Here is a 25,624-nt window from a genome sequence, read left to right on the forward strand (position 1 = left end):
ATAGCCGAAACGCAACAGCAGGCCTACGCGAAAGGCCAGGCACATTCAGTCAAGCTTTACTCCGGCTTTGCGGATCACGTCACCCCACTTTTTCGCCTCGCTGTCAATATGCGTCTTGAAAAACTCGGGGGTTCCTCCAAGCGCGACCTGCCCCACTTGCGCGAATTCGGCTTTGGTCGCAGGTGCCTGCAGCCAGTTGTTGATCTCACGGTTCAGGCGCAGGATCACGGGCCGAGGCGTGCCCGTCGGTGCCACAATGCCGCCCCAGGCCACCACCTCGAAGCCTGCAATGCCCGCCTCTTCCATGGTCGGCACGTCGGGCAGCAGCGCCGAGCGACGTTTACTGGTAACCGCGAGCGGACGCACCTTGCCCGACTGGATCGCGCCCACCATGGACGGCAGGTTGTCAAACATGAAGTCGATCTGCCCGCCGATCAGGTCGGTCTGCGCCTGCGGGGCCCCGCGGTAGGGAATGTGGCTGAAGCTGATGCCGGCTTTTTCCTTGAGGATTTCGCCGCTGAGGTGACTGGTGGTGCCGTTGCCGCCGGAACCCATGGTCAGATTGCCCGGGTGGCTCTTGGCATAGACGACCAAGTCACGCACCGAGGCGATGGGCAGGCCATGGCGGACCACCAGCACATTGGGCACCTGCGAGAGCACGGCCACCGGCGCCAGGTCTTTATCGGGGTTGTAGGGCATCTTGGAAATCAGGCTGCGGTTGATGGCCATGGTCACAATATTGCCGAAGCCCAGCGTGTAGCCGTCGGGCTTGGCGGTGGCCACCGCCTGCATGGCAATGGTGCCTGCCGCGCCGGGGCGGTTCTCGACGATCACCGCTTGTTTGAGTTTGTCCTGAAGGTAGTAGGCCAGCTTGCGGCTGGTCTGGTCGGGCGTGCCGCCGGCGGCCGAGGGCACGATCAGTTTGATAGGCTGGGTGGCGGGCCAATCCGCCGCCAGGGCGGTGCCAGCCAGCGTGGCCGCCGCCAGCAGCAGTACAAGGCGCGCTTGAAATTTCGACATCTATGACTCCAACTTCTGTTCTTGAGGGGCCGCCCACTGCGGCGCCCTGAATATCTGACATGCGCGCCGGCCTGTCCAACGGAATAAACGCATGCCCCCCTGCATTTATTTCATGCCCGCATAGCCTTTTTCATTGCGGGCGAACGGATGCCATGCCAATAATGGCCGCACCCACCATGAAATATCCGACGCAGCGCCACCTGCCCTCCATCGTCAACCTCAACACCTTCGAGGTGATTGCACGGCGCCTGAGCATCACTGCAGCAGCCGATGAACTGGGCCTGACGCAAAGCGCGGTGAGCCGCCAGCTGTCGGACCTGGAGAGCTTTGTCGGCGTAGCGCTGTGCCGGCGCACAACTAGCGGGATGGAGCTGACGGTTGACGGTGCCAGCTACCTGCGGCGGGTGCGAACCCTGCTGGACGAGCTGGAGTCAGCGACCATCGCCGCGTCCATGGGCTCCATGCCAGGCAAGATATTGCGGCTGTCTGTGCCCACCACCTTTGGCACGCTGTGGGCCATGCCTCGGCTGTGCGCCTTCGCCATCGCGCACCGGCAAATCCAGCTGGACGTGGCCACGCATACCGGGCCCATCAGCATGCGCGACTCGGGGCTGGACGCGGCCATCGTCTACTGCGAAGGGCCGGAGCCCGGCTGCGTGGCCGACCTGCTACACCCCCTGCACTCCTTTCCTCTTGCGGCGCCCACGCTAAGCCGGCTGGCGGCGCCGCTGACGGGCACGCAAATGGCAGCGCTGCCCTTGCTGCACCAGAGCATGGTGCCCAACTCATGGCCGGCCTACCTGCGGCAGCTGGGCGCGTCTGTAGAAGTCCCGATGCCGGGTGCCCACTACGGTCTGCTGTCGCTTGCATTAACGGCAGCGGAGGCCGGTCTGGGCGTCGCACTGGCGCCGGACTATGTGAGCGCATCGGCACTGCAGACCGGGCGCCTGGTCAAGCTGAATGACAAGCCCTTTATTTCGCCGCGCAGTTACTTTCTGGTGACGACGAACGAGCGCGCCAAGGCGCCCGTGATCCAATCGCTGCGCCAGTGGTTGACGAGCCAGTCGCCGCCAGCCCCTTGAGGCTCCGGCGGTGGCCAGCTGAATGAGGCCGAGGCGGCGTGGTCCAGGAGACTGATCAACGCGCAAAGTTGCCGCTCCAGGCCAATCACACCAGAGACGCCGGAGAGTGCGATGGGCCAAGTCAAAAATTCCGTCGAAGTCCACCTCAATGGTGAGGACCCCAGGGGCCTTCCCAAAGCGGCATCGCCGGATTCGTACCCAGCGTGCGTTTTGCCTCGGCCCTGGTTTTGGCCGCGTTGACCGGTTTGACATTGTGGTCCGGCACACGCAGGGTTTGCGTTTGGCTGGCTGGACTGACCGGGCGGGCGGCGGCAACGTCTGAGGCGTGTAGGCCGGTTGTTGTCAAAGCGGCTGCCAGGCCAACAGATGCAAGGGGTCGCAAGATCAGGACCAACATTTGAAGCCTCCCGTAGTGAATCATCGTCACTGCAGAGCAGCATGCAAAGGACGTGCCAGAACTCCGGCCATCGTGTTTCACCGTCACGGTTTTACCCCAGGCCTAGTGGTCCGCTGTCCCGGGGTCGCAGCGGCCCTTGCCACAACCCCCATATAGAGTCAAAGCTTCAGCGTCAGCCGCCTCCAGGCGCCTTCGAGCTGATCCTGCACCAGCGCCCCGCCGTCAAAGCTAAGCGGGCGTTGCTCTGTCGCCGGCAGCAGCAAGACCAGGTTGGCTTGCACGGGCGGCCGTGCGCCCTCACGGAGCACTGCGATGTGCAGGCCTTGCGCGGTGGACTCAACACGCAGGCGCCACTGCCCATAAGCACCGCTGCGCCAGGCTTGGCTATGGCCGTCGTCTTCAAAACAGTTTGCTTCGAAACTTCCCGCACCCTGATGGGGAAAGACCTGGAAGCCGCGCAGATCTTCGACCGCTGCGAAATGGATCTCTCCCAGATTCAGCGGTACGGCGCAGCCTTCGCGTGCCAGCAACGGGGGCGGGCCGTCCAGCGGCGCATCCAGCGTGATCCACTGGCCGGCTTTCACGTACCGAGCGGTGTGCGCCTCGTACCAACCGCTGGTGCCGGGCAGCCACACGCGGCGCTCGGTCTGGCCGGGCTCGACCACCGAGGCCACCAGCAAATGGGCGCCCAGCAGCATGTCGTCGTTTTCTTCCAGGCAGTGCGTGTCTTCCGGGAAGTCGTGGTACGTCGGCCGGATGATGGGTTCGTAGGCGCTGTGGTAACGCCATACCAGGTCGTACAGGTAAGGCATGAGCCGGTAGCGCAGGCGGATCAGCTCGCGCACCTGGGGCGTCACCTCGGGGTACATCCAGGGTTCATTGACGGTTTTGTCGTCGTTCCACGAATGGATGCTGAAGCGCGGGAGGAAGATGCCGTGCTGCACCCAGCGCAGCAGCAACTCGGGCCCCGGCGCAGGACCGGAAAAACCGCCTATGTCGTGCCCGGTGTTGGACACGCCCGACATCGCCAGGCCGAGGCCCATGCGGATGTTGTAGCGCAGCGTTTCCCAGGCCGTGTAGTTGTCGCCCGACCAGGTCTGCACATAGCGCTGCATGCCGGCGGCGCCTGAGCGCGACACCAGGTAGGGCCGCTCCGCGGGCGCGAACTCGGTCTGCGCGGCATGCGACGCCTGCATCATCAGCAAGGTCTGCAGCGGGCGCACCTCGCGCGCGGGACGCGGCATGCCGAAGCCGTGGGCCAGCGCGTTGTCGCTCCAGATTTCGTACTCGTTGTTGTCATTCCAGGTGGCGGGGATGCCGTATTCGAGCAGCTGCTCGGTCACCTGCTTCTTCCACCAGGCGATGGTGGCGGGGTTGGTGAAGTCGAGGTAGGCGCCGGTGCCGTCCCAGAACTGTATGGCGGTGGGCTGGCCATCCGGATCGTTGACAAGAAGGCCAGCCTGGCGGGCTTCCTCGAAACGCGGATGGTCGCGCAACAGCGCGGGCTTGATGTTCGGCACCAGGCGCACACCGCGGTCGAGGTAGCTCTGCACGAAGGCCGCCGGGTCGGGGAATTTTTCGCGGTTCCAGTTGAAGACGTAGCGGCCTGGGCCGATCGAGGTGTAGCCCGACGATAGATGAAAGGAGTCGCAGGGAATATCGTGCTCTTCGCAACGTTCGAGGAACTCGCCCATGCGCTCCTGCGCATTCGGTGCGTCTGTGTAGCTCATGGTCGAACCCGAATAGCCCAGCGCGTAGCGCGGCGGGAAGATGGGCCGGCCGGTGAGCCAGGTGTAGCGGCGCGTGATGGCGGCCGGGTCGGCGCCGGCGATGTAATACAGGTCGAGGTCGCCGTGGTCGGCCACAAAGTAACGGTAGTGGCCGTGGTAGTTGTCCATCTCCCGGCCCATGTCGAAGCTGCAATCGGACAAGGTGTCGTAGAACAAACCGAAACACAGGCCGGCGTCTTTTTCACCACCTTTGCGCGTGATGTAGAACGGGATGTGTTTGTACAGCGGGTCGGTGCTGCGTGCGCTGTAGCCCATGGGATCCAGGTTGCACATGCGGTAGCGCTGGCCGGCGCGGTTGGCATCGCCGGCGCGCTCGCCCAGGCCGAAGTAGGCCTCGCCGCGTTCGCGCTGCAGGTAGTGGTAGACCTTTTCGTCCCACCATCCAAAGTTGTAGCTCTGCGTGGTGCGGTCGGAGGCTGTAGCCTGCCAGCGGCCCTGTTGCCGGCTTTCCCAGCGGCAGAAAAAACCTTTGAGCGCGACGGTCAGGCGCACGGCGCCGGTGGTGATCTGTAGTTGCGAACCCTCTTCCTTGAGTTCGAATGCGGGCAGCGAAAAGCCGCTCACGTCGAAGCGGTCGCGGCCTTCAACGGGCAAGTTTTCAAGTCCAGGCGCCACGGTCCAGCTGCGCGGCATCTGCAGCCGTCCTTGCGGCAGCACCAGCACACGAACGATGTCTTCTTCGAGCACCCAGATGTGGGCCGTGGCGCCACTGGTGCTGTTCAGGACGAGGTGGTTGCCGCTGCGCGATTGCAGGGCGAAAGTGGGAGCTTGGTCAAGGCGCATGGTCGGCTGGTCAATGTTTCGGGTGGCGCAGGTTCAAAGACGCAAGCCGTTCTGGTCGAAGAAATGCAGGTGCTCTGCGGGTGCGGTCACCTTGACGGTGTCGCCGCGCTGGATGTTGGTCTGCCCGCTCAGGATGATTTCAAAAGGCGCATCGGGCACCACGTTGCCATGCAAGATGCTGGTGCTGCCGAGTTGCTCGACCTGCGACACCTTCATCTCCAGCGGACCGTCGTTGGTGAGCTGCGCATGCTCGGGCCGGATGCCCACGGTGTGGGCTCCGGGCCTGGCGCCAGGCATCTGAGCCACCGGCACGAAGTTCATCCGCGGGCTGCCGATGAAGCCGGCCACAAACTGGTTGCAGGGCCGGTTGTACAGTTCCAGCGGCGAGCCGACCTGCTCGATGCGGCCGGCGCGCAGCACCACGATCTTGTCGGCCATGGTCATGGCCTCGACCTGGTCGTGTGTCACGTAAATCATGGTCGCGCCAAGCCGGGCATGCAGGTCGCGGATCTCTGCGCGCATCGAAACGCGCAGCTCGGCATCGAGGTTAGACAGCGGTTCGTCGAACAGGAAGAGCTTGGGTTCGCGCACGATGGAGCGGCCTATGGCTACGCGCTGACGCTGGCCGCCGGAGAGCTGGGTGGGCCTGCGCTGCAGCAGCGGCGCGAGCTGCAGCATGGTGGCGGCGGCATTGACCTTGCTCTCGATCACGGCTTTGGCCACGCCCAGGTTTTCCAGGCCGAAAGCCATGTTGTCGTAGACGCTCATGTGCGGGTAGAGCGCGTATGACTGGAACACCATCGAGCAGCCGCGGTGCGCGGCGCTCACGTCATTGACACGCTGGCCGTCGATGCGGATGTCGCCGGCGCTGGCGGGCTCCAGCCCCGAGATGATGCGCAGCAGCGTGGATTTTCCGCAACCCGAGGGGCCGACGAAGACCACAAATTCACCGTCGGAAACGGTCAAGTCCACGCCATGGATGATGGTGGCTTTGTCGAAGGTTTTGACGACGCTGGTGAGTTCAAGAGTGGCCACGGGAGAGTCCTTGGTTATTTGACGCCGGCACTGGCGATGCCTGTGGCGATGTATTTCTGCAGGAAGGCAAAGACCAGGGTGATCGGAATCAAGGTGATCACAGTCATCGCCAGCAGGTAGTGCCACTGCGTGTTGAGTTCACCCTGGAAGGCATTGAGCGCGAGCTGCAAGGTGAAGTGCTCCGACTTGGACAGCACGATCAGCGGCCACAGGAAATCGTTCCAGCGCCACATGAACGAGAAGATGGCCAGAACCGCCATCGCCGGAGCGGCCAGCGGCAGGATGATCTTCCAGTAGATGCGCCACTCGCTGGCGTTGTCCATGCGAGCGGCCTCCAGCAGCTCGTCGGGGATGGTCAGCATGTATTGGCGCAGCAGGAACACGCCGGTGGGCGTGGCCACCGCAGGCAGGATCACACCCCAGAGGTTGTTCAGCAGATTCAGTTCGGAGATCACCAAAAAGGCGGGCACCAAAATGATGGTGGGCGGAATCATCAGCGTGGCGATGATCAGCACGAACACCGTCTTCTGCCCGGTGAACTGGTACTTGGACAGCGCGAAGGCCGCCATTGAATTGAACAGCAACGTGAGGATGGTGGCCACCACGGTGATGAACACGCTGTTCCACAGATAAGTGCCGAAGGCGAATTTGCCGAACAGCTCGGTGTAATTGCCGCCGGCGAATTTAAGCTCATTGACCGGCTTGCGGTCGTTGATGTTCACGCGCAGTTCAGTCTGCGGCGCCGCGGGGTCGACCATGGTGGCGACCAGGCCGATGCGGCGCACCTGGGCCAGTTCGCGGATGTTGCCCTGCTCGTCCTTGGCACGGAACAGCGGCAGGGGCTTGTCGTAACCGGCCACCACCGCCTCCTTCTGGCTGTAGGGCAGAAAGGTCGGTGGGAACTGGCTGAGCGCGCTTTCGGTTTTGAACGACGACATCACGAGCCAGAGCACCGGGCCGAACATCACGATGAGGCCGGCCAGCAGGTAGGCGTAGGAGACCCAGTCGGTCCAGTGCAGGCGGGTGCCGCCGTATTTGTGGCCCTGTTTGTCAGAGTACGTGCGGGTGAGGAAATTGGCCATCGCTTTTTCCTTACTTTTTGATTTTTCCGGCCTCGCCGGCTTTGGACAGCCGCAACTGCGCAAGCGTCAGGCCCATCAGACCCACGGCCAGAATCAGCGAGGCCGCGGCTGCCAGGCCATACAGGTGGATCTGCTCGGCAAAACCGGTCTGGTAGATGTACTGCACGATGAAGGTGGTGGCCGAGCCCGGGCCGCCGCCGGTGAGCACAAACACTTCGTCAAAGCTCTGCACCGCGCGGATCATCACCAGCACCAGCACCACGATCAGGTTGGGCATGAGCAGCGGTAAGGTGATGCGCCTCAGCACACGAAATGGCGGCGCGGCGTCCATCTCAGCGGCTTCGTAAACGTCTTTCGGAATGGCCTGCAGGCCGGCCAGCAGGATGAGCGTGTAAAAGCCCATGTGGGCCCAGATGGATACCACCACCACCCAGAAAAAAGCCCAGTGCCGGTCCAGCAACCAGTCCATCGGTGAGGCACCCATGGCCACCAGGCCGGCATTGAACACGCCCTGGCTTTGCAGCAACCACTTCCAGATCAGCGCCACCACCACCGGCGACAACAACACAGGGTAGAAGAACACGCCGCGCCAGAAACCACGGCCTATGATTTTTCGGTTCAGCACCAAGGCCGTCACCAGCGAGAAGAACACCATCAACGCCACCTGGATCAGGCTGAACTTCACCGTGTTGGCAATGGAGCGCCAGAAGATGTCGGTGCGGCAGGTCTGCAGGTCGGTGTAGTCGCGGCATTCAAGCAGGATGGCGAAATTCTCCAGCCCCGTGAAAGGCCGCTGCGTGGGCAGCAGGTTCACCCCGCCCGTGACCGCATACACCAGGTTCACCACGATAGGTAAAAAGGTGAAGATGCTGATCACCACCAGATTGGGGCCGACAAAGAGCCAGCCTATGCGCGAGGCGCCCAGCCATTTCTGGCCCAGCCGGAAGATCGGCTCGAACAGGTTGAACAAAAAACCCAGGAAGGTCGAAAAAACCGACATACCGACTCCGATCTACTGTCAAAGCACCACCTGCGCCCCAGTCTTACGCCAGGGGATACCGCGGAACTGGCTCCGCCAGGCCGCAGGTATCGCCCCCTGCAAGGGGGGAGGCACGCACGCAGTGCGCGCCACGGGGGTGTACAACTACTTCTCGGCTTGTTTGACCGCCTCGGCCATGTCGGTCCCGATCTTCATCACGGCCTCGTCCACGCTGATTTCTCCCACGATGGCCTGGGTGACGCGGGTCACGGTCGGCAGCATCAAGGCGCGGTTGTACTTGTAGCCTTGCAACGCGTAGGCCGGCGGCGCGATGGTGGCGGTGCCGCTGGTGAACACGCCCAGTGCGGCGCGCGCCGCCGGGCCGGCGCTCGGGTAGTCCACGCCTTTTTTGGCCACGCCGGCATGCGCTGGGATGTTGTTGGTGCGCGAAGCGAATTCGGCGACGTTGGCCTCCTGCGCCATGAAGTCCAGGAAGCGGCCCACTTCCTTCGGAGATTTGGTGGTTTTGAGGGCCACCCAGGCCGCGCCGCCGGGCATGCCCGAGCAGGCAGCAGGTCCGCAGGGGTTGGGCACGGCGACCCAGTCGAAGGCGTTGCCGATTTCCTTTTGCATGCGGTTGATCTGCCAGGAACCCGACAGGATCATCACCACGCGGCCGTTCTTGAACTCGCCCACCGCATCGGCATAGCTGGAGCCGCCCGAGCCGCCCCAGACGTCTTTCAGCATGGTGCCGTCCTTGTGCCAGGCAACGAATTTGCCCACGGCGGTCTTGTAGCCGGCGTCCACTGTGAGGTTTCCTTTGGCGTCGAAAATCTTCGCGCCGTAGCTCACGGCAGGGCCGGCGAAGCGGTGGCCGGAACGGTCCCAGGCCATGGCGGCCGGGGTCTGCGTGGCCTTGGCCACCTTGCGCGCCGCGTCGGCCCACTCTTCCCAGGTGGCCTTGGGGCCGGGCATGGGCACCTTGGCCTGCTCGAACAAGGTTTTGTTGACGAAGGGGCCGGTCATGGTCATTTGCGACAGGAAACCGTAGATGCCCTTGTCGCCCGCCTTGTTGCGCATCCAGGGCAAGGTGCTGCCGAAGTTGTCTTCCCAGTACTTGCGGTCCTTCACATGGGCGCTGATGTCGATGTAGTTCTTCGACAGGCCGCCGATTTCGGCGACACGCGCGATGTCGGGCCCCTGCCCCGCCGCGAGCTGGACAGGCAACTGCTCGACCACCGTCTTGTAGGGCACCACGTCCAGGATCACCTTGGCGCCGGCGTTCTGGGCCTCATAACGCTTGATGAGGTCGGCCGTGACATCGCATTCATTGCCGTCCTGGTAGCACATGACACGGATGTCGGCGAAGGCGCTGGTGGCCAGCGTGGCGACGGCGGCACCCAGGAGGCCGGCCCGCGTGGCGCGCCTGGCGAGAAAACGAAGCTGGAAGTTCATGGTTGTCTCTTTCTGGAAAAAAACGAAGGTGGGGCCGATCGGTCGTCGGCTTCAGGAATGCGCGTCGTCGGCCGACGCAAGCGACGCCCAGCCCGCATGGCCGGGATGGGTGGCCGCGGCGCTGTAGATCGCCGCGATCACCAGCAGGAGTATCGGCAGAGGCTCGCCGTCGCTGTGCGTACTGCTGGAGGTGAAAACCATGTCGTCCTGTGCCGTTGTGTTGCGATCGTTGGCGGTTTTGGCTATTATGGCAAACGTTTGCCAACGCTTGGCAATCGTTTGCCATACTTGTCAGTGGCGGCTTTCTCGGTTATATGTTGGTTATATGTTTTGTCTTTGGCCCGCACTGAACGGGCCACCGGTCGGCCACCTGCCCTCGCCCCTTGGCCCCTTGTTTTCCCAAAATACGACCCATTGATGCTTCGCTTTCCACTCGCCGGCCTACCGCCTGGCCATCCGCATGACCGGCCTTCGCGCCAACCCGACATTCGCTGCGGCGTCCAGACCCGGCAGGCCTGCCGCCCGCACCGATGACCGACGACACCCCGCGCAGGCGCAAGGGCGTCGGCCCGGTTTCGCTGAGCGAAGTCGCCGTGCAGGCCGGCGTCTCAATCTCCACCGTCTCGCGCATCGTGAACGGCGAGACCCGGCGGGCTTCGCCGGAAACCCTGGCACGCGTGCGCGAGGCGATCAAGACCGTGGGCTACCACCCGAACCAGCTGGGGCGCGCGCTGCGCAGCCGTGAGAGCCGCCTGGTCGCGATGCTGGCCGCCAACCTCGACAACCCGGTGATGGCCACGCTGGCCGCCTCCACCGAGGCCGCGCTACGCGAGGCCGGCTACACGATGATCCTGTGCGACACGCACGACCGGCCGGAGCTGCAGGACGACTATCTCAACGCCATGCGTTCGCAGGTCGTGCAGGGCTACGTGATGGTCGCGGCCCAGCCCAGTGCCGGCCTGCGCGACTTCGTGGAGCGCGGTGCGCCTATGGTCTTCGTGAGCCGGCGCAGCCCGTTCGGCACATGTTCCTTCGTGGGGCCCGACAACCTGGCGGCCGGCGCCGCCGCTGCAGACTACCTGCTCGACCGCGGCATCGACGCGCCGGCCGTGGTATTTCCGTCGCGCGGATCGTCCACGACCAGGGAACGCGTGCAGGGCTTCTGCGAGCGGGCCGGCGCCAGAGGCTTGTCAGCCGACCGGATCCGTCGGGTAGAGGCCCCGGGCATCTCGCACCTGGAAATCGGCTACGCCGCCGGGGCCCAGTTCGCGGCGCCCGGTGGCTGGCCGCGTGGCGCGATGTGCATCAGCGACCAAGTCGCCTATGGGCTGCACCGCGTGGCCCGCGAGAGCGGGATCCGGGTGCCCGGCGACTGCGAGCTGGTCGGCATCGACGGCAACCCGATCAATGCCTGGCTCGCCCCGTGGCTCACCTCGGTCGAAATTCCGCATCAGGACTTCGGACCGGTCATTGTGGACCTGATGCTGAGCCTGTGGGGCGGCGAAGCGCCACGCGAACGCCTCATGCCGCACCGCATGGCGGCTGCGCTCGAGACCTGAAACCGGCCAGGCCTGCGCCGGATGCGTCACGCGCCGGGCTTAGGCCTTTTCCAGATCACGCCGTCCACCAGGTAGTGATGGAAGTTCACGGTGAAATGCAAAATGAAAACGGCGGGCAAGCCTAGCCAGATCAGTTGCTGGCCGGCCACCGACAGTGCTTCGTACATCACCGCGCCCAACACCAAGCATACGGTCAGGTATTTGGCCGCATTTTTGAATGGCTTGACCAGGCGCTGAATATCCTGACTGCCGATGGATCGTTGGCCGTCCGCGCCCGACAACTGCGCATCACGGCGCACATTCTGCAGCCATACAAACTGCAGGTATTGCAGGTTGTGCCAGATATTCACCACCAGCCATCCCGACGTGATGTCCGTGACCCACAGGTAAGCGACTGCCATGACAAGCAGGTGCGATGCCACAAACAGGCAATGCCCCACGTTGAGTCGCCCTGCCAGCGCAAGGCGCACCTGCCGATACCCCCACCATGCGCACACAAACACGGCGACGATGCCTGTTGCGCCTGTCAGCGCGGCGTCCACAGGCGGAAGGTAGATGGGGTAGCCAAAGAAGAATTCGGGGGTCGCGGTACACCGGTGCATCAAGCCCCAAAGCGGAAAGAGGTAGATCAGGCTTTCCGACAAACGATCTGGGCCTGCTGCCCGCGGGTCGGCCCTTCTGTACGCCCTTGCAATGCCGAACGACTGCCGGGTGACATGGTAGGTCTGGGCAATGAAGTACAGGGTGAACAGGCCACCCAGCTCATAGGCCAGCGCGACCATCGTGACCCCGACAAGCACGATGGGCGGCAAACCAAAAATCAGGAACCAGTGCCTTTTGACATGGGCTTTGTCAAAACCGATGCGGGTGTAGGTCGCAATGACGTGGGGGCTGGCAAACAACCAGATATCGACCAGTACCACCGCCACAAACATCGCGGGCGAGATCGTTGCCAAAGCACCCAGGACCAGTGCGATGCCGGCAGTGCCAAAGAGGAACAGCCTGTCAAACCACGGACCGTAGAGGAGCGGGCCATGATTGGCGGTACCGACCGGCCAGCGCAGGTTCATGTCACCGGCAGAATAACGGGAGGTGGCCGCGCTGAGCCGGGGGGAACGTATTTTGGCGGCCGGGTGAACTGGGTTCCTGGCCGAAGATTGCGTTCCGTCGACACCTTGATCTGGTCGTATGCGCTGTTGAGGCCGGCCTCAAACCGCGAAGCCAGCGTCAGCCTGCCGGGCATGGCAGACAAACCAGCGGGCGGCAATGTCTGGTAGGGGTCATACAACGGCCTGGCTTCGCAAGGGTAGCAAAGCCCATCGGCATCAAACTGGCTCCCAAAGTGAATGGAATAGACCACCCCACCGGGTTTATCGCCGTCGATGGGAAATGAAAATGCCACAACGGAATCGGAGGCATCGGCGGCAGGGTTGCTGTCGCGCAACAGGATGAATCCGGCATCAGTGAGGGCATGGACCCACTCCCGCTTCAGATCCGGCAGTTTGACCTTGACGTAGGAGTTGTTGTAAGCCCAGCGATTACGCTCTCCGTCCCATGCGTTTTTGTAATCAAACCCGCGCTGGGGATCCAGGTAGTTCAGGGATTTGTTTTTAATGGACGAATACGCTTGGTCGATGTCCGGGTAGAGCCTGCTGCTCAGATCGTACTGGACCATCCATGGAAATTTCCCGATGTCCGTTTCGTCCTGTATTTTTCCCCATCGCAAAAAACAGTTCATGCACCGGCCATTGACAACGGTGCCGTCTACCTTGAATCCAAAAATCACAACGCCGTATTTGCCATTCTTGTCCACGGGATAAGAAAATCGAAAGACCGTGGCGCTGTCTGCGTCTTTTTTGGCGGCAAGCAGGGTGAAGCCGGATTCCACAAACGAATCAGTCAGGATTTGATTCAAATCCTGCACTTTGATGTTTTTGTAGATCGCCATCGGGAAAGCGTTCGGCGTTCCTATCTGCCTTGTTGCAATCGGATTTGCAAGCTGCTGGGCGCTTGAAATGGAAAAACATCCCAACCCCAGGATCAATGCCAGGAAAACTGCAATTCTGGACAACATTTTTCGGTACCCCCCGTTGACGTTATCCATGGATTAAACATCATGGCCGTCTTCCATCAAGAGGAGTTTTTATCTGGATTGGATACCGCATCGAACCCAATGCACCGAACGCCAGCCATTTTGGCCATGAAAAAAGCGCCCGAAGAGGCGCTTTTTTCATGGATGCGACCTGGGGCCGCATCAGCAGACCGGCTCAACCCTGGTGAGGGCGCTTGCCTGGGTTCTTTTTGCTGCGGGTGTGCGAACCGCGCTCCAGGCTGATCTTCTGGCCGCGGCCGGTTGTGATGGTGTAGCCCTTGGGAGGGACTGGCTTGGGGGCGCAGATGTCGGCTTCGACTCTGATTTTCTTGGGCATGGAAGACTCCGGGTTAAAAATGGCGTAGCCCGTGATTTTAAGCCACTCCGGGCCTGGGGCCGTGCCCAGGGATTCTCAGGCATACAAGGCAGCCGGCGCTTGCTCCCGCGCGCACTGTGTTTGGGCCGCCACCAGCGCGCGCGCCACGGGCTCCCAGGTGCTGGCATAGACGGGCAGCGCGTCGGGCGCAAAGGCGGTGTGCGGCCAGTCGGAACCCCAGACCAGGCGCCGGCCGAACAGCCCCGCAACCTTGCGGATGACCTCGTCCAGCGCCTCGTACGGCGCTTGCGCGCCCAGGCGGTACCAGCCGGAAAGCTTGACCCAGGCGCCCTGGGCGGCGAGTTGCTCCAGTGCCCGCCAAGCCGGGTGATCTGGGGGAATGCCGGCGTGCATGCCGGCGAGGTGGTCTAGTACCGCCGGTACCGGGCTGGCCGCATGCATGGCCGCGATCACGGGCAGGTCTTGCGGTGCCGCATACCACTGCACATGCCAGCCGAGCGCGCGCAGGCGCGGCGCCAGGGCCTGGAAGCTGTCCCGGGCGCCGTCGCCCTCCCCGGCCTTGAGGCTGTCTCCGACGGGGGACACCAGGTTAAAGCGCACACCGCGCACGCCGAGCGCATGCATGGCTTGCAGCGCCGCATCGTCGATGGACGGCGGCAGCACCACCACACCGCGATGGCGCCCGCCACCGGCGCGCAAGGCGTCGAGCAGCACCGTGTTGTCGGTGCCGTAGACGCTGGGTTGCACCAGCACCAGATGACCGAAACCGTGGTGTTGGGCCAATTGCTCAATGTCTCCCAGCGGCCGGTGCGCGGGCTGGTAGTGGCCCGGCGCTACAGCCGCAGCGGCGTCAAATACGTGGACATGACTGTCCCAGCCAGGCGCCACCGGGTCAAGCGCGGATTTTTGCACCGGCTTATCCCGCAGTGATCTTGCGGTCCCTCACGATGCGGCCCCATTTGAGCTGCTGCGCCTTGAGAAAGGCCTGGGTCAGCGCTTCGGGACCATCCGGAAACACCTCACCGCTCAGGCTGCGGATGCGTCCCAGCACCTCAGGGTCGGCCATGGTCTTGCGGATGGCGGCGATCAGCGCGGCTTTGCTTTTGGCATCGATGCCCGCGGGCGCCAGAACCGGATTCCATTCGAGCACTTCGTAAGCCGGCACACCGGCTTCTTCCATGGTCGGCATGTCCGGCAGCGCGCGTGTGCGGCGCCGGCTGGTCACCGCCAGCGGGCGCAAGCGGCCTGACTGGATCTGCCCCAGCGAGGAAGCCACATTGGCGAAAAACAGCGGCACCTGGCCGGCCATCACGTCGTTCATGGCCGGGCCGCCGCCGCGGTAAGGCACGTGCACCAGCTTCACGCCGGCCAGGTCTTCAAACAGCGCGCCAGCCAGGTGCTGGGCCGAGCCGTTGCCCGAAGAGGCATAGGCAATCTGCCCGGGTTTGGCCTTGGCCAAGCGTATCAGGTCCTTGACGCTTTTAGCCTCAAAACCGGGCGTGCACACCAGCACGTTGGGGAACTGCGCCAGCACGGCCAGTGGCGCGAAAGCCGTGTCAGTGTCGTAAGGCAGCTTGGGATAAAGCGCGGGATTGACGGCGAAGGACGAGGCATCGACCAGCAACTGTGTGCCGTCGGGCACGGCGCGCGCCACCTGCGTCGCGGCGATCTGGCCGCCGGCGCCGGGCTTGTTGTCGACCAGCACGGTCTGGCCCAGGAACTCCGCCATGCGTGGCGCGATCAGCCGCGCCATTAGGTCGGCGCCGCCGCCCGCGGCATAGGACACAACCAGCGTGATCGGCTTGCCGCCGGCGATCTGGCCCGCGGCATGGGCGGCAAAGGCCCAGGGTGCGGCGACGGCCGCGCCCGCGGCCTGCAGCACGAGTCGGCGCGAGCGGTTCAGGGGTTGCGCTTTGTTTGCAGGGCGGTTGCTTGGGTGTGACATGGTTTTCTCCGGTTTCGGTGATGGGTCTGGGCGTTCAGGTGATGGTGACGGTGTAGTGAAAGGCATGGGCATCGCCCCGCGTGTAGCGCACTTCGACGCAATGGCCGGCCAGGTCGTAGGCGCAGCGCGTGACCAGCGCGCACGGATGGCCGGCCAACAAGGCCAGGTGGCCGGCCTGCGCCGCCGTGAGCGCGCCGAAACTGATTTCATCGACCGCGCGGGCCACATGCACGCCGCAGCGCTCGGCAAACATCGGGTAGAGCAGGTCGCCCCAGCTGCCGGCGTCGCCCTCGGCGAGCCCGGCGAACAGGGCCGGTGGCAGCCAGATTTCTTCATAAACACAGGGCTGGCCCGAGAGCGAGCGCACGCGTTGCAGCCGCAGCGCCATATCACCGCGCGCCAAGCCCAGGCGCCGCGCAACCTCGGCGGGCGCGACCAGCAGCCGGCGCGAGACGATGTGCGAGGCCGGCACTTCACCCGTGCCCTCGCCGAAGCGGAAAAACCGCATCATGGTGCCGCCCGTCATGCCTGCGCGCACAAAGGTGCCGCGGCCATGGATGCGCTCTATCAACCCCTGGTCAGCCAGCAGTTCCAGCGCGCGGCGTAGCGTGCCCAATGCCACGCCGTGCTCGGCGGCCAGGGTCTGCTCGGCAGGCAAGGCGCTGCCCGGCGGCCATTCGCCCGCCACCACACGTGCGCGCAAGGCTGCGGCCAGCGCGGCATAACGGCTTTGGCCCGGTTCGGCGGGGACCACAGTGAGAGTAGGCTTATGCATAATTGATCTAGTCCTATAGATGACTAGATCATGTCATGCGTCCCCGCATCTGTTCTCAGGGTTTTCACGTAGTTTTCGGGACCAGAAGCGGCCTTCTCCGAAAAAAAAAGCGGCGCCCATCAGGGCGCCGCCTCTTTGCGGAGAAGCAGCGAACCACTTACTCGATGGTCGCGCCGGAAGCCTGCACAATGCCCTTCCATTTGAGGTAGTCGCTCTTGAGCAACGCGGAGAACTGCTCGGGCGTCATGTTTTGTACCTCAGCGCCTTGCGCGTGAATGGCCGCCTTCATTTCGGGTGTGGCCAGCAGCTTGTTGACCTCGGCATTGACCGTGGCAACGATGTCTTTGGACGTGCCGGCCGGCATGAAGAGGCCATACCAGGTGCTGACGTCAAAATCCTTGTAGCCCAGTTCGGCCACCGTGGGCACATCCGGCAGCGAGGTGCTGCGGCGGGCCGAGGTGACGGCCAGCGGGCGCAGCTTGCCCGATTTGATCTGGGCGATGGCCGAGGGCAGCGAGGACACCATGAGGTCCACGTTGCCGGCCAGCACGTCCATCATGGCCGGGTTGGAGCCCTTGTAGGGCACGTGGCGCAGCTTGATGTTGGCGGCGCTGTTGAAGATCTCGCCGGCCAGGTGGATGGTCGTGCCGTTGCCGGGCGAACCGTAGGTGATGGAGTCAGGCGCGGCTTTGGCCGCCGCCACCACGTCGGCCAGGGTCTTGAAGCGCGACTGCACGCCCGTGACGATCACGACCGGCGTGTAGGCGACGTGGGCCACTGCCACCAGGTCTTTGGTCGGGTCATAGCTGAGGTTCTTGTAGAGCCAGGGGGCAACAACCAGGTTGTCCTTCTGGCCCATGACCATGTCATAGCCCATGGGCGCTGCGCGTACGGCTTCGGCAATGCCGATGGTGCCGCCAGCGCCGGCGCGGTTATCGGGCACCACGGTCCACTTGCTGGTCTCGGTCAGCTTGTTGGCCACCAGGCGCGACAGGATGTCGGTGCCGCCGCCGGGCGGAAACGGAACGATCAGGCGTATCGGCTTGGCCGGGTATGTTTGGGCCTGCACGGCAGAGAGTACGAGCGCGAGAGCGATGAACGACAAAAACTTGCGAAGCATGGGGAAGGTCTCCTTATGGGGCTTGCAAGCATAAGGCGAATGAAAAGAAGCACCCGCTTGCAGCCGGTTTGACCTTCAATTTTATTCGCCGGCCTGTCTATACAACATGGCGGTGCCGCGCGGCCCGGCCGTGATCCGAGGGGTCCGGCGTCTCGATCGGCGATGGCGCGGACGGGCTGCAGCGTCTGCCATGCACCACCAGCGCCCCCGCAAGCGCCGCTTATGATCAGCCCTTTAAAAAATAAGGGAGGCCTTGCATGTCATCAAACTCTTCTGCCGCGCCGTCCATGGTGCGCACCGGCGCCAAAGCCGGCATGGCGTTTGCCAGCTCCGTCGCCATGGGTGGTTTGCTGGCTTTCCTGCTGGGCGGTGGCGTGTTCTTCTTCTACCTGAGCCGGCTGTCCGGCCCTGGCATGCCTGCCGCAGCGCACGCCGGCGGCGCCGGCGCCATCCTCGCCTTGCTGTTTTCACCGCCCTTGCTGGTCAGCATGCTGCTACTGGCCTTTGTTCCGATTTACCTGATGCTGGGCGTGGCGCGTGGCCGCAGCCGGGCCATACAGCAAGTCGTGACGGGTCATGGAGAAGCCATGTCCCAGCGCTTGACGGATGCGATTGCCGGACGTATCGAGGCCATGCCGCGAACCAAGGGTGCACTCGAACGGGTGTCAGAGATGCTGTCGGCCGATGCCATCGGTCAGCAATTGGCGCCGGTGTTGGGTCAGGGACGCGCCGTGCGCGGCATGATCAATTTTGTGGTGAACCGCCTGCCGCTGGCTGATGTACTGGCGCAATGGCAGCGGGCCCGCGCCGCCGAGGCCGCACCTGCGCCAGCACCAGGTTCGCCTGACCCGGTGTTGCGCACTCTGCTCGCGCAGCGTATTGGCCAGACGCTTCAGGATGCCGCTACGCCTTCCCGCAAGCCGCTCTACATCGCCATGGCCGTCCAGGCGGCCTTGCTGGCAGTGGGGATGTGGCTGACGCGTTGACCCCTGGAAAGGTCTAGATCATCTCCAGCGAGGTGGCGCGGGAAGGCGGCTTGAACAACACGTCCAGTGCAGCCAGTTGTCCATCGCTGAGCCGGATTTGCGCCGCCGCGGCGTTCTCGCGCAGCCGTTCCGGATGGCTGGTTTTGGGAATCGCGATGACGCCGTCCTGCGCCAGCACCCAGGCCAGCGCCGCCTGAGCCGGTTGCATGCCGTGGTGTGCGGCGAAGCGGGTCAGGCCCGCCTGACGCAACAGCCGCGCCTGCTCAATCGGCGAATAGGCCATCACAGGCACCTTGCGTTCGCGTAGCCAGGGCAGCAGATCCCACTCAATGCCGCGGCGTGTGAGGTTGTAAAGCAGCTGGTTGGTTTGCACGCCCTGACCACCGGGTACTTTCCACAACTCCTGCATGTCGGAGAGGTCAAGGTTGCTCACGCCGTAATGACGGATCTTGCCGGCTTTTTGCAGTGCCATCAAAGCCTGCATGGTTTCGGCCAGCGGCACCGAACCCCGCCAGTGCAGCAAGTAAAGGTCAATGCGGTCGGTGCGCAGCCGCCGCAGGCTGCGTTCGCACGCGGCCACCGTGCCCGCCTTTGAGGCATTGTGCGGATACACCTTGGTGACGATAAAGGCTTCGTCACGCCTTCCCTGCAGCGCCTCGCCAACGAGTTCTTCGGCCAGCCCCTCACCGTACATTTCCGCGGTATCAACCAGCGTACAGCCCAGGTCCAGGCCCAGCTGCAGAGTCGCGAGTTCGTCGGCGCGCCGCGCCGGCACGTCACCCATGTTCCAGGTGCCCATGCCCAGGGAGGAAACGGCTTCGCCGCAGGGCAGCAATACGCTTTTCATGCAAACCATCTTAGCGCCGCGCAGTCCTGAACGGTGCATTTCAGTGATGCGGATACGGAATCAATGGCCCCCGAAGAATTCATGGTTCCGCCGGCCCCGCGACGTAGCATGGCGAAGCTTTCACTGCACCTGATGGAGACCGACATGAAGATCATCCGAAGCAAGGATTTCACCGCAGCACGCGCCTGGGGCGCGCTGACGGTAGCCAATATGCAGGGCATCACCACCCGGCTGCACTGGACCGACAAACCCTACAAGTGGCATATCAACGAGGGCGAAGAAGTGTTTGCGGTGCTCGATGGCCGCGTGGAAATGCGCTACCGCGACAACTGCGGGCAATGCTCCGTGATGCTGGAAACCGGTGACATCTTTTTCGCGAGCGTGGGCACCGAACATGTGGCTTCGCCGGTGGGCGAGGCCCGCGTGCTGGTGGTGGAAGTGGAGGGCAACGACTGAAACGATCCGGCTTGATGCGCCCACGCTTTTAGGACGCCGCAGGCAGCAGCGGCAGGTTCACCAGCAGGTTTTGCGGCTTGAGCCTCACCACCCCGTCGGCGTTCATCATCAACCCCAGGTACACCGGCTTGCCCGCCACATCGCTGCGCATTTCCCGCGTGTCCACAAATTCCAGCCGGAACAGGCTGACCAGGCGCTGCAGCCGGTCGGGCGCAACGTCCCTTCCCTCATACAGGGCATTGAGCAAGGCTGTGGACTCCACGTCCAGCCCCACATGCCAGCGCCAGGCTTCATCGTCCACTTTCTGCACCGGCCGGATGGTGACTTCAACGCCCAGAAAATGCTTCACCCACTTCTGCAACACACTTGCCAGCGCCTTGAGGCCTGAGCGGGCGCGCACCATGGTGAAGACCAGGCCGTGGCTCAGGTCGTTGCTGACTTCATGCGTCAGGTCCAGCAGAAAACGGTGGCGGCCCGGCTGCTGCCAATACGTGAAAGCGTTGTCGTCATTGAGCACCTGCAGTTCAACCACGGGCACCGGCGCCTTGGCCTCCGCCAGGAAGCGGCCAAAGTCGCCCACACCGCCGGTCTCATTGAACATGTCGATCACCTCCTGATCGCCGCTCAGCACCTGGCCGTCCTGCGTGCTGATGCGCTGGGGGCGAAACAGCATTTCGGCGGCTCGCACTTCATATGCGTCGGTGGAACCCTGCAGCACATTGTGGACAACGGCCTGGGCAACCAGGTCGATGAACAACGGCGGTATGTCGATGCGGCCCGTTCCGTCCCGCGGGAACAGGCCCAGGTAATACGCCTCCAGCGTGCCGGCGGCGAGCAGGCCATCGCGAAAGCGCAAAAACAGCGTGTAGTTGTCACGCGCATCCGCATCTTGCAGGGCCGCCAATTCGGCGGGCTCTACCGGTCGGGAGGGTGCAGCCACCAGTGCGGCGTGCAAGGCACGTTCGGCATCGCATGACTCCTCCACCAGCGCGAGTTCGGGCCGCGCGAGGAAGAGCCGCAGATAGTCGTCGGAGAGGGCGAGCCAGCCGCGTGCATTGCGCTGGAGCCGGGAAAAGCCGCTGGAAGGCCAGAAATCTTGCATGGGACAATCGTCTCATATTGCACGCGCCATTTTTTCGCCGCAACCAGGTCGCTCCTATTTTGATAGCTGCTCGCGCTCGTCTGTATTGACTTTCAGGCATTTTTCTCAAATAAAAATGTCATCAGCAGAAAGACCGGCCGCTGCGGACATTACATCCCGTTTCATTCCTGCCTTCTGTTTCGCAATCTTTACTGCCTGTTAGCACTCCATCCATCGTCACGCACGTTGTACTGGGTAAGGTCTCCTCATCAGGCTGGCGATCACGACGGTTTAGTGTCAGCCCGCCTTCCAGTCCATCCATGTCCCGCAAGACAGGAAGAGAGCGTTCAACATGACAGCAATCGACACCGGCGACACAAGTTTGTCCCCTACCGACCACACGGCCTTCCGGCCTTCGCACCTTTACGGGTACCTCACGCTGCTGGCCTTTGCAGTCCTGCTGGCACTGCTGCAGCCAGTGGCCTGGGCGCAAGAGTCCGCGCCTCAGGGCGCCCAGCTGGACCCACCCGGCCGGGTCGCCCGGCTTAACCTGGCCGAAGGCGCCGTGAGTTTCGCACCGGGCGACAATGGCAACCCGGCGCAAGGCCCGGCCTGGACACCCGCCGTGCTGAACCGGCCGCTGACAGCCGGCGACAGGCTGTGGACGGGCCCCGGCGCCCGCTCGGAGTTGTACGTGGGCTCGACCGCGCTGCGCATGAACAGCCAAACCAGCCTGGATTTCCAGGCACTGGACGACAACACCACCCAGCTGCGCCTCGCCCAGGGCACGCTCAAGCTGCGCGTGCGGGCCCTCTATGAAGGCCAGCGGCTGGAAGTGGATACGCCCAACCTCGCGTTTGTGGTGTCGCAGCCCGGTGACTACCGGCTGGACGTAGACCCTGCCGGCAACACGACGCGCGTGGTGGCCCAGTCGGGCAGCGGCGTGATTTATGGCGACGGCGTCGCCCCTGTCACGCTGCAAAGCCGGCAGCAGGCCAACTTCAGCGGCACACAGCTCACCCCGGCGGGACCGGGCGCAGCACAGCAGGACAGTTTTGACCTGTGGGCCGCCGCCCGCGACCGGCGTGAAGACCAGTCGGTTTCGGCGCGTTACATACCGCGCGAAACCGTGGGCTACCAGCAGCTCGACAGCTACGGCAACTGGAGCCAGGACCCGTCCTACGGCGCCGTCTGGATACCGCGCGCCGTACCCGTCAACTGGGCACCCTACCGCGTCGGCCACTGGGCCTGGGTTTCACCCTGGGGCTGGACCTGGGTGGATGACGCGCCCTGGGGGTTTGCACCGTTTCACTATGGCCGCTGGGCACAGATCGGCCCGCGCTGGGCCTGGGTGCCGGGCCGGCTGGCACCGCGCCCGGTCTATGCGCCCGCCCTCGTCGCCTTTGTGGGCGGCAGCAGCGGCGGTGTGAACTGGAACATTTCCATCGGCGGTGCAGCGCGGCCCGGTGTGGGCTGGTTCCCGCTGGCGCCCGGCGAAGCCTTTCGCCCGGCTTACCGCGTGAGCCCGCGCTACGTCACGCAGGTGAACCACAACATCGTGGTCAACAACACCGTCAACGTGACCAACATTTACCGCTACCAGCGCCAGCCTGCAGCGGTGACGGCTGTCAGCCGCGAGGACTTCGAGCGCGGCCGGCCGGTGCACGGCAATCCCCACCGGCTGAGCAGCGCCGACCTGGGCCGCGCACAACTCGTGGCCGACCGCGGCGCCCTGCCGCAGCGCCCGAATCCGTCGGAGCTGCACGCGCAGCAGCGCCCTATGGCCGCCGCCGCATTGCCGCCGCCCGCCGTGGCCACGCGGCCGGTGGTCAGCAGCCGCAGCGACCGCAGGGATGATCGCCGGGACGGCCGGCGCGATGACAACAGCCGGGACGAGCACCGCGCCGGTCCCCCTGCCGGCAGGGACCACGACGCCCGGTCACAAGCCGCCGCTCCCGCTTCCCCCGCCGCGCCTGTCGGCGCAGCGCCAGCCGCACGGCCCTCGCCCGCACCGGACCGCAGCGCCCTCGAGGCCAGCCAGCGCGCGCAACGCGAGCAGCAGCGCCAGCAGCAGGAGCAAAAAGAACGCCTGCAAGGCCCCCAGCTGGAACAGCAACGCCGCCAGGGCGAAGAGGCCATAGGCCAGCGCGCCCTCCGCGAGCAAGCCCAGCGCGATGCGCGGGTCCGCCAGGAAGCGCAGGAACGCGCCCAGGCCGCGAATGCCAATGCCAATGCCGATGCCAATGCCAATGCCAATGCACGCGCCAACGCCGACCGCCAAGCCGCCGAACAGGCCCGGCGCAGCCAGCAACAAGCGCAGCGCGAACAGCAGCGCCAGCAGCAGGAACAGCGGGAAAGGCTGCAAGGCCCCCAGCTGGAACAGCAGCGCCGTTCCGGTGAAGAATCCATAGGCCAGCGCGCCCTGCGCGAACAGGCCCAGCGCGACCAGGAAAACACCCGCCAGCAACAGGCCGCGCAAAGACAGCAGCAGCAGCAGCAGCAACAGCAACTGCAGCAACAACAACGTTTGCAACAACAGCAGCAGCATTTGCAGCAACAGCAACAACGTGCGCAGCAGGAGCAGCAGCGCCAGGCCCAGGCCCAGGAACAACAACAGCGGCGGCAACACCAATTGCAGCAACAGCAGCAACAGCAGTCACAACGCGACGCCATCCCAGACAAACCGTCCCGCCAGGCCGACGCAACCAATCCGCGCGGCCAGCGCGGCGAAGGCGGCCCAGGCCGCAACCGCGAGCAATAAAAAAGCCAATACGGGCGCCGGTTTCCTACCGGAGGGGGCACTCCTCATCAAGCAGGGGCCGCGGAACCGGCTTTGCCGGGCAGAACAAGCCCACCCCTGTCCAGGCTCACTTCGTGTAGCCTGCTCCCCCTCAAGGGGGCGGCGCCTAGCGCCGGCAAAGCCGTACCCTCGGCCCCCGTTTGGTTGGGCCCGTTGAACTCTTAAACCAGCAGGGGCCGCGGAACCGGCTTTGCCGGGCCGCAGGCGCAGCGCCCCCGAGGGGCTGGAGCCCGCGGCTCCAAGCCTGCCTGCGCAGGCTTGGACGGGCGACAGAGGCGAAGCGTCTCGCAAGCTGCGGCCTGCAAGGCCTCGCGAACCACACGCAATGGGGAGCGTGGGGGCCTTAGGGGATCACGCAAAACTACTTAAGGGTCTGACCCGGTACCGCCTCGGAGGGTGGGTGGCTAGGATGACCACCTGTGTTTCACGGGTTCGCGCCTGCTGCCGCATCAGCCGCCGCGGCACCTTGCGCCCGTGATATCCCACCCATCTTCCGGAGAACCAATTTGTCAGTGGAGTTCATTCTCGAAACACGAGGACTGACCAAGGAATTCAAGGGATTCGTGGCGGTCAACAACGTGGACCTGAAAGTCCAGCGAGGGCATATCCATGCGCTGATCGGGCCCAACGGCGCCGGCAAGACGACTTTCTTCAACCTGCTGACGAAGTTCCTCATCCCCACGCGCGGAAGCATTGTCTACAACGGTAATGACATCACGTTTGAGCAACCCGCGCAGACCGCGCGGCGCGGCATCGTGCGGTCATTCCAGATCTCTGCGGTCTTCCCGCACATGACAGTCCTGGAGAACGTGCGCGCCGCCTTGCAGCGCAACCTCGGCACCTCGTTCCATTTCTGGAAAGCGGAAGACACGCTGTTTCACCTGCACGGCCGTGCCCGCGAACTGCTGGCCGAAGTCGACCTCAGCGACTTCGCCGACGAGCTCACCGTGAACCTGCCCTATGGCCGCAAGCGCGCGCTCGAACTCGCCACCACGCTGGCGCTGGAACCCGAACTGATGCTGCTCGACGAGCCCACGCAGGGCATGGGCCACGAAGACGTGGACCGCGTGACGCAGCTGATCAAGAAAGTCTCGGCCGGCCGGACCATCCTGATGGTCGAGCACAACATGAACGTGGTGTCGTCGATCGCCGACCGCATCACGGTGCTGCAGCGCGGCGCCATCATTGCCGACGGGCCTTATGCCGAAGTGTCAGCGAATCCGTTGGTGATCGAAGCTTATATGGGCACAGCGAACACCGAGCTTCAAGGGGCGCACTAGATGACCAAAGAGCTCCTCAAGATAGAAGACCTGCACGCCTGGTACGGCGAGTCGCACATCCTGCATGGTGTGAACCTCAGCGTCAACGAAGGCGAAGTGGTGACGCTGCTGGGCCGCAATGGCGCCGGCCGCACCACCACCATGCGCGCCATCGTCGGCATGACGGGTGCACGCAAGGGCTCCATCCGCATCAACGGTGAAGAAGCCATCAAGCTGGCACCGCACAAGGTGGCCCGGCTGGGCGTGGGCTACTGCCCCGAAGAGCGCGGCATTTTCGCCAGCCTCTCGGCCGAAGAAAACCTGATGCTGCCGCCCACCATCGGCCCCGGCGGCATGAGCCTGGACGAAATCTACGCGATGTTCCCCAACCTCAAGGAACGCGCCGGCAGCCCCGGCACGCGCCTGTCGGGCGGCGAGCAGCAGATGCTGGCCGTGGCGCGCATTTTGCGTACCGGCGCGCGCCTCTTGCTGCTCGATGAAATTTCCGAAGGCCTGGCGCCGGTCATCGTGCAGAAGCTGGCAGAGATGATCCTCACGCTCAAGGCCAAGGGTTACACCATTGTGCTGGTGGAACAGAACTTCCGCTTCGCCGCGCCGCTGGCTGATCGCTTCTACGTCATGGAACACGGCCGCATCGTCAAGCAGTTTGCGCAAAGCGAGCTGACCGACAACATGGGCATGCTGCAGGAATACCTGGGCGTCTGACGCCAGGCATGCCGAACC

The 25,624-nt window shown here is 64.0% G+C and carries 23 protein-coding genes; 7 read left to right on the forward strand and 16 right to left on the reverse strand.

Annotation, left to right across the window (positions count from 1 at the left end; translation table 11 throughout):
* Positions 1 to 45 precede the first annotated feature (45 nt).
* Positions 46 to 1,020 carry a Bug family tripartite tricarboxylate transporter substrate binding protein gene (locus tag AC1D1J_RS20055; RefSeq protein WP_477688268.1) on the reverse strand — a complete coding sequence of 325 codons (975 nt, stop codon included), beginning with the start codon at positions 1,018 to 1,020 and terminating at the stop codon, positions 46 to 48.
* 176 nt (positions 1,021 to 1,196) lie between these two features.
* Here AC1D1J_RS20055 and AC1D1J_RS20060 point away from each other — a divergent pair, with 176 nt between their 5' ends.
* Entirely contained in the window at positions 1,197 to 2,102 is a 906-nt protein-coding gene (locus AC1D1J_RS20060; protein ID WP_477688269.1) for a LysR substrate-binding domain-containing protein, read from the forward strand.
* A gap of 555 nt (positions 2,103 to 2,657) precedes the next feature.
* On the opposite strand, the gene AC1D1J_RS20065 is transcribed toward AC1D1J_RS20060, so the two are convergent.
* The 6 genes from AC1D1J_RS20065 to AC1D1J_RS20090 form a co-directional block, all read right to left on the reverse strand.
* Positions 2,658 to 5,072 carry a TIM-barrel domain-containing protein gene (locus AC1D1J_RS20065; protein ID WP_477695663.1) on the reverse strand — a complete coding sequence of 805 codons (2,415 nt, stop codon included), beginning with the start codon at positions 5,070 to 5,072 and terminating at the stop codon, positions 2,658 to 2,660.
* 33 nt (positions 5,073 to 5,105) lie between these two features.
* Positions 5,106 to 6,107 (reverse strand): ABC transporter ATP-binding protein, encoded by a 1,002-nt coding sequence (locus AC1D1J_RS20070; protein WP_477688272.1) that lies wholly within the window; start codon positions 6,105 to 6,107, stop codon positions 5,106 to 5,108.
* Between the two features lie 14 nt (positions 6,108 to 6,121).
* Positions 6,122 to 7,189, reverse strand: coding sequence for a carbohydrate ABC transporter permease (locus tag AC1D1J_RS20075; protein WP_477688273.1), 1,068 nt, complete (start codon positions 7,187 to 7,189; stop codon positions 6,122 to 6,124).
* A 10-nt stretch (positions 7,190 to 7,199) separates the two neighbouring features.
* Positions 7,200 to 8,189: a carbohydrate ABC transporter permease gene (locus tag AC1D1J_RS20080; RefSeq protein WP_477688274.1), complete on the reverse strand. Its 990-nt coding sequence runs from the start codon at positions 8,187 to 8,189 to the stop codon at positions 7,200 to 7,202.
* 144 nt (positions 8,190 to 8,333) lie between these two features.
* Entirely contained in the window at positions 8,334 to 9,623 is a 1,290-nt protein-coding gene (locus tag AC1D1J_RS20085; RefSeq protein ID WP_477688275.1) for an ABC transporter substrate-binding protein, read from the reverse strand.
* Between the two features lie 51 nt (positions 9,624 to 9,674).
* Positions 9,675 to 9,824, reverse strand: a complete 150-nt coding sequence (locus AC1D1J_RS20090; RefSeq protein WP_477695664.1) for a hypothetical protein — start codon at positions 9,822 to 9,824, stop codon at positions 9,675 to 9,677.
* Positions 9,825 to 10,153: 329 nt separating this feature from the next.
* Between AC1D1J_RS20090 and AC1D1J_RS20095 the strand changes: the two genes are divergently transcribed.
* The gene (locus tag AC1D1J_RS20095; protein WP_477695665.1) at positions 10,154 to 11,182 is read left to right on the forward strand and encodes a LacI family DNA-binding transcriptional regulator; all 1,029 of its coding nucleotides are present in this window, start codon (positions 10,154 to 10,156) and stop codon (positions 11,180 to 11,182) included.
* Between the two features lie 26 nt (positions 11,183 to 11,208).
* Here AC1D1J_RS20095 and AC1D1J_RS20100 read toward each other — a convergent pair whose 3' ends face one another.
* The 7 genes from AC1D1J_RS20100 to AC1D1J_RS20130 form a co-directional block, all read right to left on the reverse strand.
* The gene (locus AC1D1J_RS20100; RefSeq protein ID WP_477695666.1) at positions 11,209 to 12,252 is read right to left on the reverse strand and encodes a hypothetical protein; all 1,044 of its coding nucleotides are present in this window, start codon (positions 12,250 to 12,252) and stop codon (positions 11,209 to 11,211) included.
* Positions 12,249 to 13,286: a hypothetical protein gene (locus AC1D1J_RS20105; protein ID WP_477695667.1), complete on the reverse strand. Its 1,038-nt coding sequence runs from the start codon at positions 13,284 to 13,286 to the stop codon at positions 12,249 to 12,251. The genes AC1D1J_RS20100 and AC1D1J_RS20105 overlap by 4 nt, the downstream gene beginning before the upstream one ends.
* A gap of 163 nt (positions 13,287 to 13,449) precedes the next feature.
* Complete coding sequence (locus tag AC1D1J_RS20110; protein WP_007863796.1) at positions 13,450 to 13,611, reverse strand: hypothetical protein; 162 nt, start codon at positions 13,609 to 13,611, stop codon at positions 13,450 to 13,452.
* Positions 13,612 to 13,686: 75 nt separating this feature from the next.
* Entirely contained in the window at positions 13,687 to 14,523 is an 837-nt protein-coding gene (locus AC1D1J_RS20115) for an amidohydrolase family protein (RefSeq protein WP_477695668.1), read from the reverse strand.
* 4 nt (positions 14,524 to 14,527) lie between these two features.
* Positions 14,528 to 15,556: a tripartite tricarboxylate transporter substrate binding protein gene (locus AC1D1J_RS20120; RefSeq protein ID WP_477695669.1), complete on the reverse strand. Its 1,029-nt coding sequence runs from the start codon at positions 15,554 to 15,556 to the stop codon at positions 14,528 to 14,530.
* A 34-nt stretch (positions 15,557 to 15,590) separates the two neighbouring features.
* Positions 15,591 to 16,331, reverse strand: a complete 741-nt coding sequence (locus tag AC1D1J_RS20125) for a GntR family transcriptional regulator (RefSeq protein ID WP_477695670.1) — start codon at positions 16,329 to 16,331, stop codon at positions 15,591 to 15,593.
* A gap of 157 nt (positions 16,332 to 16,488) precedes the next feature.
* Positions 16,489 to 17,451: a Bug family tripartite tricarboxylate transporter substrate binding protein gene (locus AC1D1J_RS20130; RefSeq protein WP_477695671.1), complete on the reverse strand. Its 963-nt coding sequence runs from the start codon at positions 17,449 to 17,451 to the stop codon at positions 16,489 to 16,491.
* 257 nt (positions 17,452 to 17,708) lie between these two features.
* Between AC1D1J_RS20130 and AC1D1J_RS20135 the strand changes: the two genes are divergently transcribed.
* Positions 17,709 to 18,437, forward strand: coding sequence for a hypothetical protein (locus AC1D1J_RS20135; protein ID WP_477695672.1), 729 nt, complete (start codon positions 17,709 to 17,711; stop codon positions 18,435 to 18,437).
* A gap of 13 nt (positions 18,438 to 18,450) precedes the next feature.
* Here the strand turns inward: AC1D1J_RS20135 and AC1D1J_RS20140 are convergent, their stop codons facing one another.
* Positions 18,451 to 19,284 carry an aldo/keto reductase gene (locus AC1D1J_RS20140; protein WP_477695673.1) on the reverse strand — a complete coding sequence of 278 codons (834 nt, stop codon included), beginning with the start codon at positions 19,282 to 19,284 and terminating at the stop codon, positions 18,451 to 18,453.
* Between the two features lie 144 nt (positions 19,285 to 19,428).
* On the opposite strand from AC1D1J_RS20140, the gene AC1D1J_RS20145 reads away from it, so the two are divergent.
* Positions 19,429 to 19,740 carry a cupin domain-containing protein gene (locus tag AC1D1J_RS20145; protein ID WP_477695674.1) on the forward strand — a complete coding sequence of 104 codons (312 nt, stop codon included), beginning with the start codon at positions 19,429 to 19,431 and terminating at the stop codon, positions 19,738 to 19,740.
* A 28-nt stretch (positions 19,741 to 19,768) separates the two neighbouring features.
* Here the strand turns inward: AC1D1J_RS20145 and AC1D1J_RS20150 are convergent, their stop codons facing one another.
* Positions 19,769 to 20,842 (reverse strand): DUF6352 family protein, encoded by a 1,074-nt coding sequence (locus AC1D1J_RS20150; RefSeq protein WP_477695675.1) that lies wholly within the window; start codon positions 20,840 to 20,842, stop codon positions 19,769 to 19,771.
* 331 nt (positions 20,843 to 21,173) lie between these two features.
* Here AC1D1J_RS20150 and AC1D1J_RS20155 point away from each other — a divergent pair, with 331 nt between their 5' ends.
* From AC1D1J_RS20155 to AC1D1J_RS20165, 3 genes are all read left to right on the forward strand, one after another.
* Complete coding sequence (locus AC1D1J_RS20155; RefSeq protein WP_477695676.1) at positions 21,174 to 23,582, forward strand: DUF6600 domain-containing protein; 2,409 nt, start codon at positions 21,174 to 21,176, stop codon at positions 23,580 to 23,582.
* 545 nt (positions 23,583 to 24,127) lie between these two features.
* Positions 24,128 to 24,901 (forward strand): ABC transporter ATP-binding protein, encoded by a 774-nt coding sequence (locus tag AC1D1J_RS20160; RefSeq protein WP_477666507.1) that lies wholly within the window; start codon positions 24,128 to 24,130, stop codon positions 24,899 to 24,901.
* Positions 24,902 to 25,606 carry an ABC transporter ATP-binding protein gene (locus tag AC1D1J_RS20165; protein WP_477695677.1) on the forward strand — a complete coding sequence of 235 codons (705 nt, stop codon included), beginning with the start codon at positions 24,902 to 24,904 and terminating at the stop codon, positions 25,604 to 25,606.
* The last annotated feature ends 18 nt before the right edge of the window (positions 25,607 to 25,624 follow it).

Source organism: Polaromonas sp. P1_F8 (assembly GCF_056405635.1).

Excerpts from the sequence above, each read along its gene's own strand:
- AC1D1J_RS20055 (WP_477688268.1), bottom strand. The coding sequence starts at position 1,020 with ATGTCGAAATTTCAAGCGCGCCTTGTACTGCTGCTGGCGGCGGCCACG.
- AC1D1J_RS20060 (WP_477688269.1), top strand. The coding sequence starts at position 1,197 with ATGAAATATCCGACGCAGCGCCACCTGCCCTCCATCGTCAACCTCAAC.
- AC1D1J_RS20065 (WP_477695663.1), bottom strand. The coding sequence starts at position 5,072 with ATGCGCCTTGACCAAGCTCCCACTTTCGCCCTGCAATCGCGCAGCGGC.
- AC1D1J_RS20075 (WP_477688273.1), bottom strand. The coding sequence starts at position 7,189 with ATGGCCAATTTCCTCACCCGCACGTACTCTGACAAACAGGGCCACAAA.
- AC1D1J_RS20080 (WP_477688274.1), bottom strand. The coding sequence starts at position 8,189 with ATGTCGGTTTTTTCGACCTTCCTGGGTTTTTTGTTCAACCTGTTCGAG.
- AC1D1J_RS20085 (WP_477688275.1), bottom strand. The coding sequence starts at position 9,623 with ATGAACTTCCAGCTTCGTTTTCTCGCCAGGCGCGCCACGCGGGCCGGC.
- AC1D1J_RS20090 (WP_477695664.1), bottom strand. The coding sequence starts at position 9,824 with ATGGTTTTCACCTCCAGCAGTACGCACAGCGACGGCGAGCCTCTGCCG.
- AC1D1J_RS20095 (WP_477695665.1), top strand. The coding sequence starts at position 10,154 with ATGACCGACGACACCCCGCGCAGGCGCAAGGGCGTCGGCCCGGTTTCG.
- AC1D1J_RS20100 (WP_477695666.1), bottom strand. The coding sequence starts at position 12,252 with ATGAACCTGCGCTGGCCGGTCGGTACCGCCAATCATGGCCCGCTCCTC.
- AC1D1J_RS20105 (WP_477695667.1), bottom strand. The coding sequence starts at position 13,286 with ATGGATAACGTCAACGGGGGGTACCGAAAAATGTTGTCCAGAATTGCA.
- AC1D1J_RS20110 (WP_007863796.1), bottom strand. The coding sequence starts at position 13,611 with ATGCCCAAGAAAATCAGAGTCGAAGCCGACATCTGCGCCCCCAAGCCA.
- AC1D1J_RS20120 (WP_477695669.1), bottom strand. The coding sequence starts at position 15,556 with ATGTCACACCCAAGCAACCGCCCTGCAAACAAAGCGCAACCCCTGAAC.
- AC1D1J_RS20125 (WP_477695670.1), bottom strand. The coding sequence starts at position 16,331 with ATGCATAAGCCTACTCTCACTGTGGTCCCCGCCGAACCGGGCCAAAGC.
- AC1D1J_RS20130 (WP_477695671.1), bottom strand. The coding sequence starts at position 17,451 with ATGCTTCGCAAGTTTTTGTCGTTCATCGCTCTCGCGCTCGTACTCTCT.
- AC1D1J_RS20135 (WP_477695672.1), top strand. The coding sequence starts at position 17,709 with ATGTCATCAAACTCTTCTGCCGCGCCGTCCATGGTGCGCACCGGCGCC.
- AC1D1J_RS20140 (WP_477695673.1), bottom strand. The coding sequence starts at position 19,284 with ATGAAAAGCGTATTGCTGCCCTGCGGCGAAGCCGTTTCCTCCCTGGGC.
- AC1D1J_RS20145 (WP_477695674.1), top strand. The coding sequence starts at position 19,429 with ATGAAGATCATCCGAAGCAAGGATTTCACCGCAGCACGCGCCTGGGGC.
- AC1D1J_RS20150 (WP_477695675.1), bottom strand. The coding sequence starts at position 20,842 with ATGCAAGATTTCTGGCCTTCCAGCGGCTTTTCCCGGCTCCAGCGCAAT.
- AC1D1J_RS20155 (WP_477695676.1), top strand. The coding sequence starts at position 21,174 with ATGACAGCAATCGACACCGGCGACACAAGTTTGTCCCCTACCGACCAC.
- AC1D1J_RS20165 (WP_477695677.1), top strand. The coding sequence starts at position 24,902 with ATGACCAAAGAGCTCCTCAAGATAGAAGACCTGCACGCCTGGTACGGC.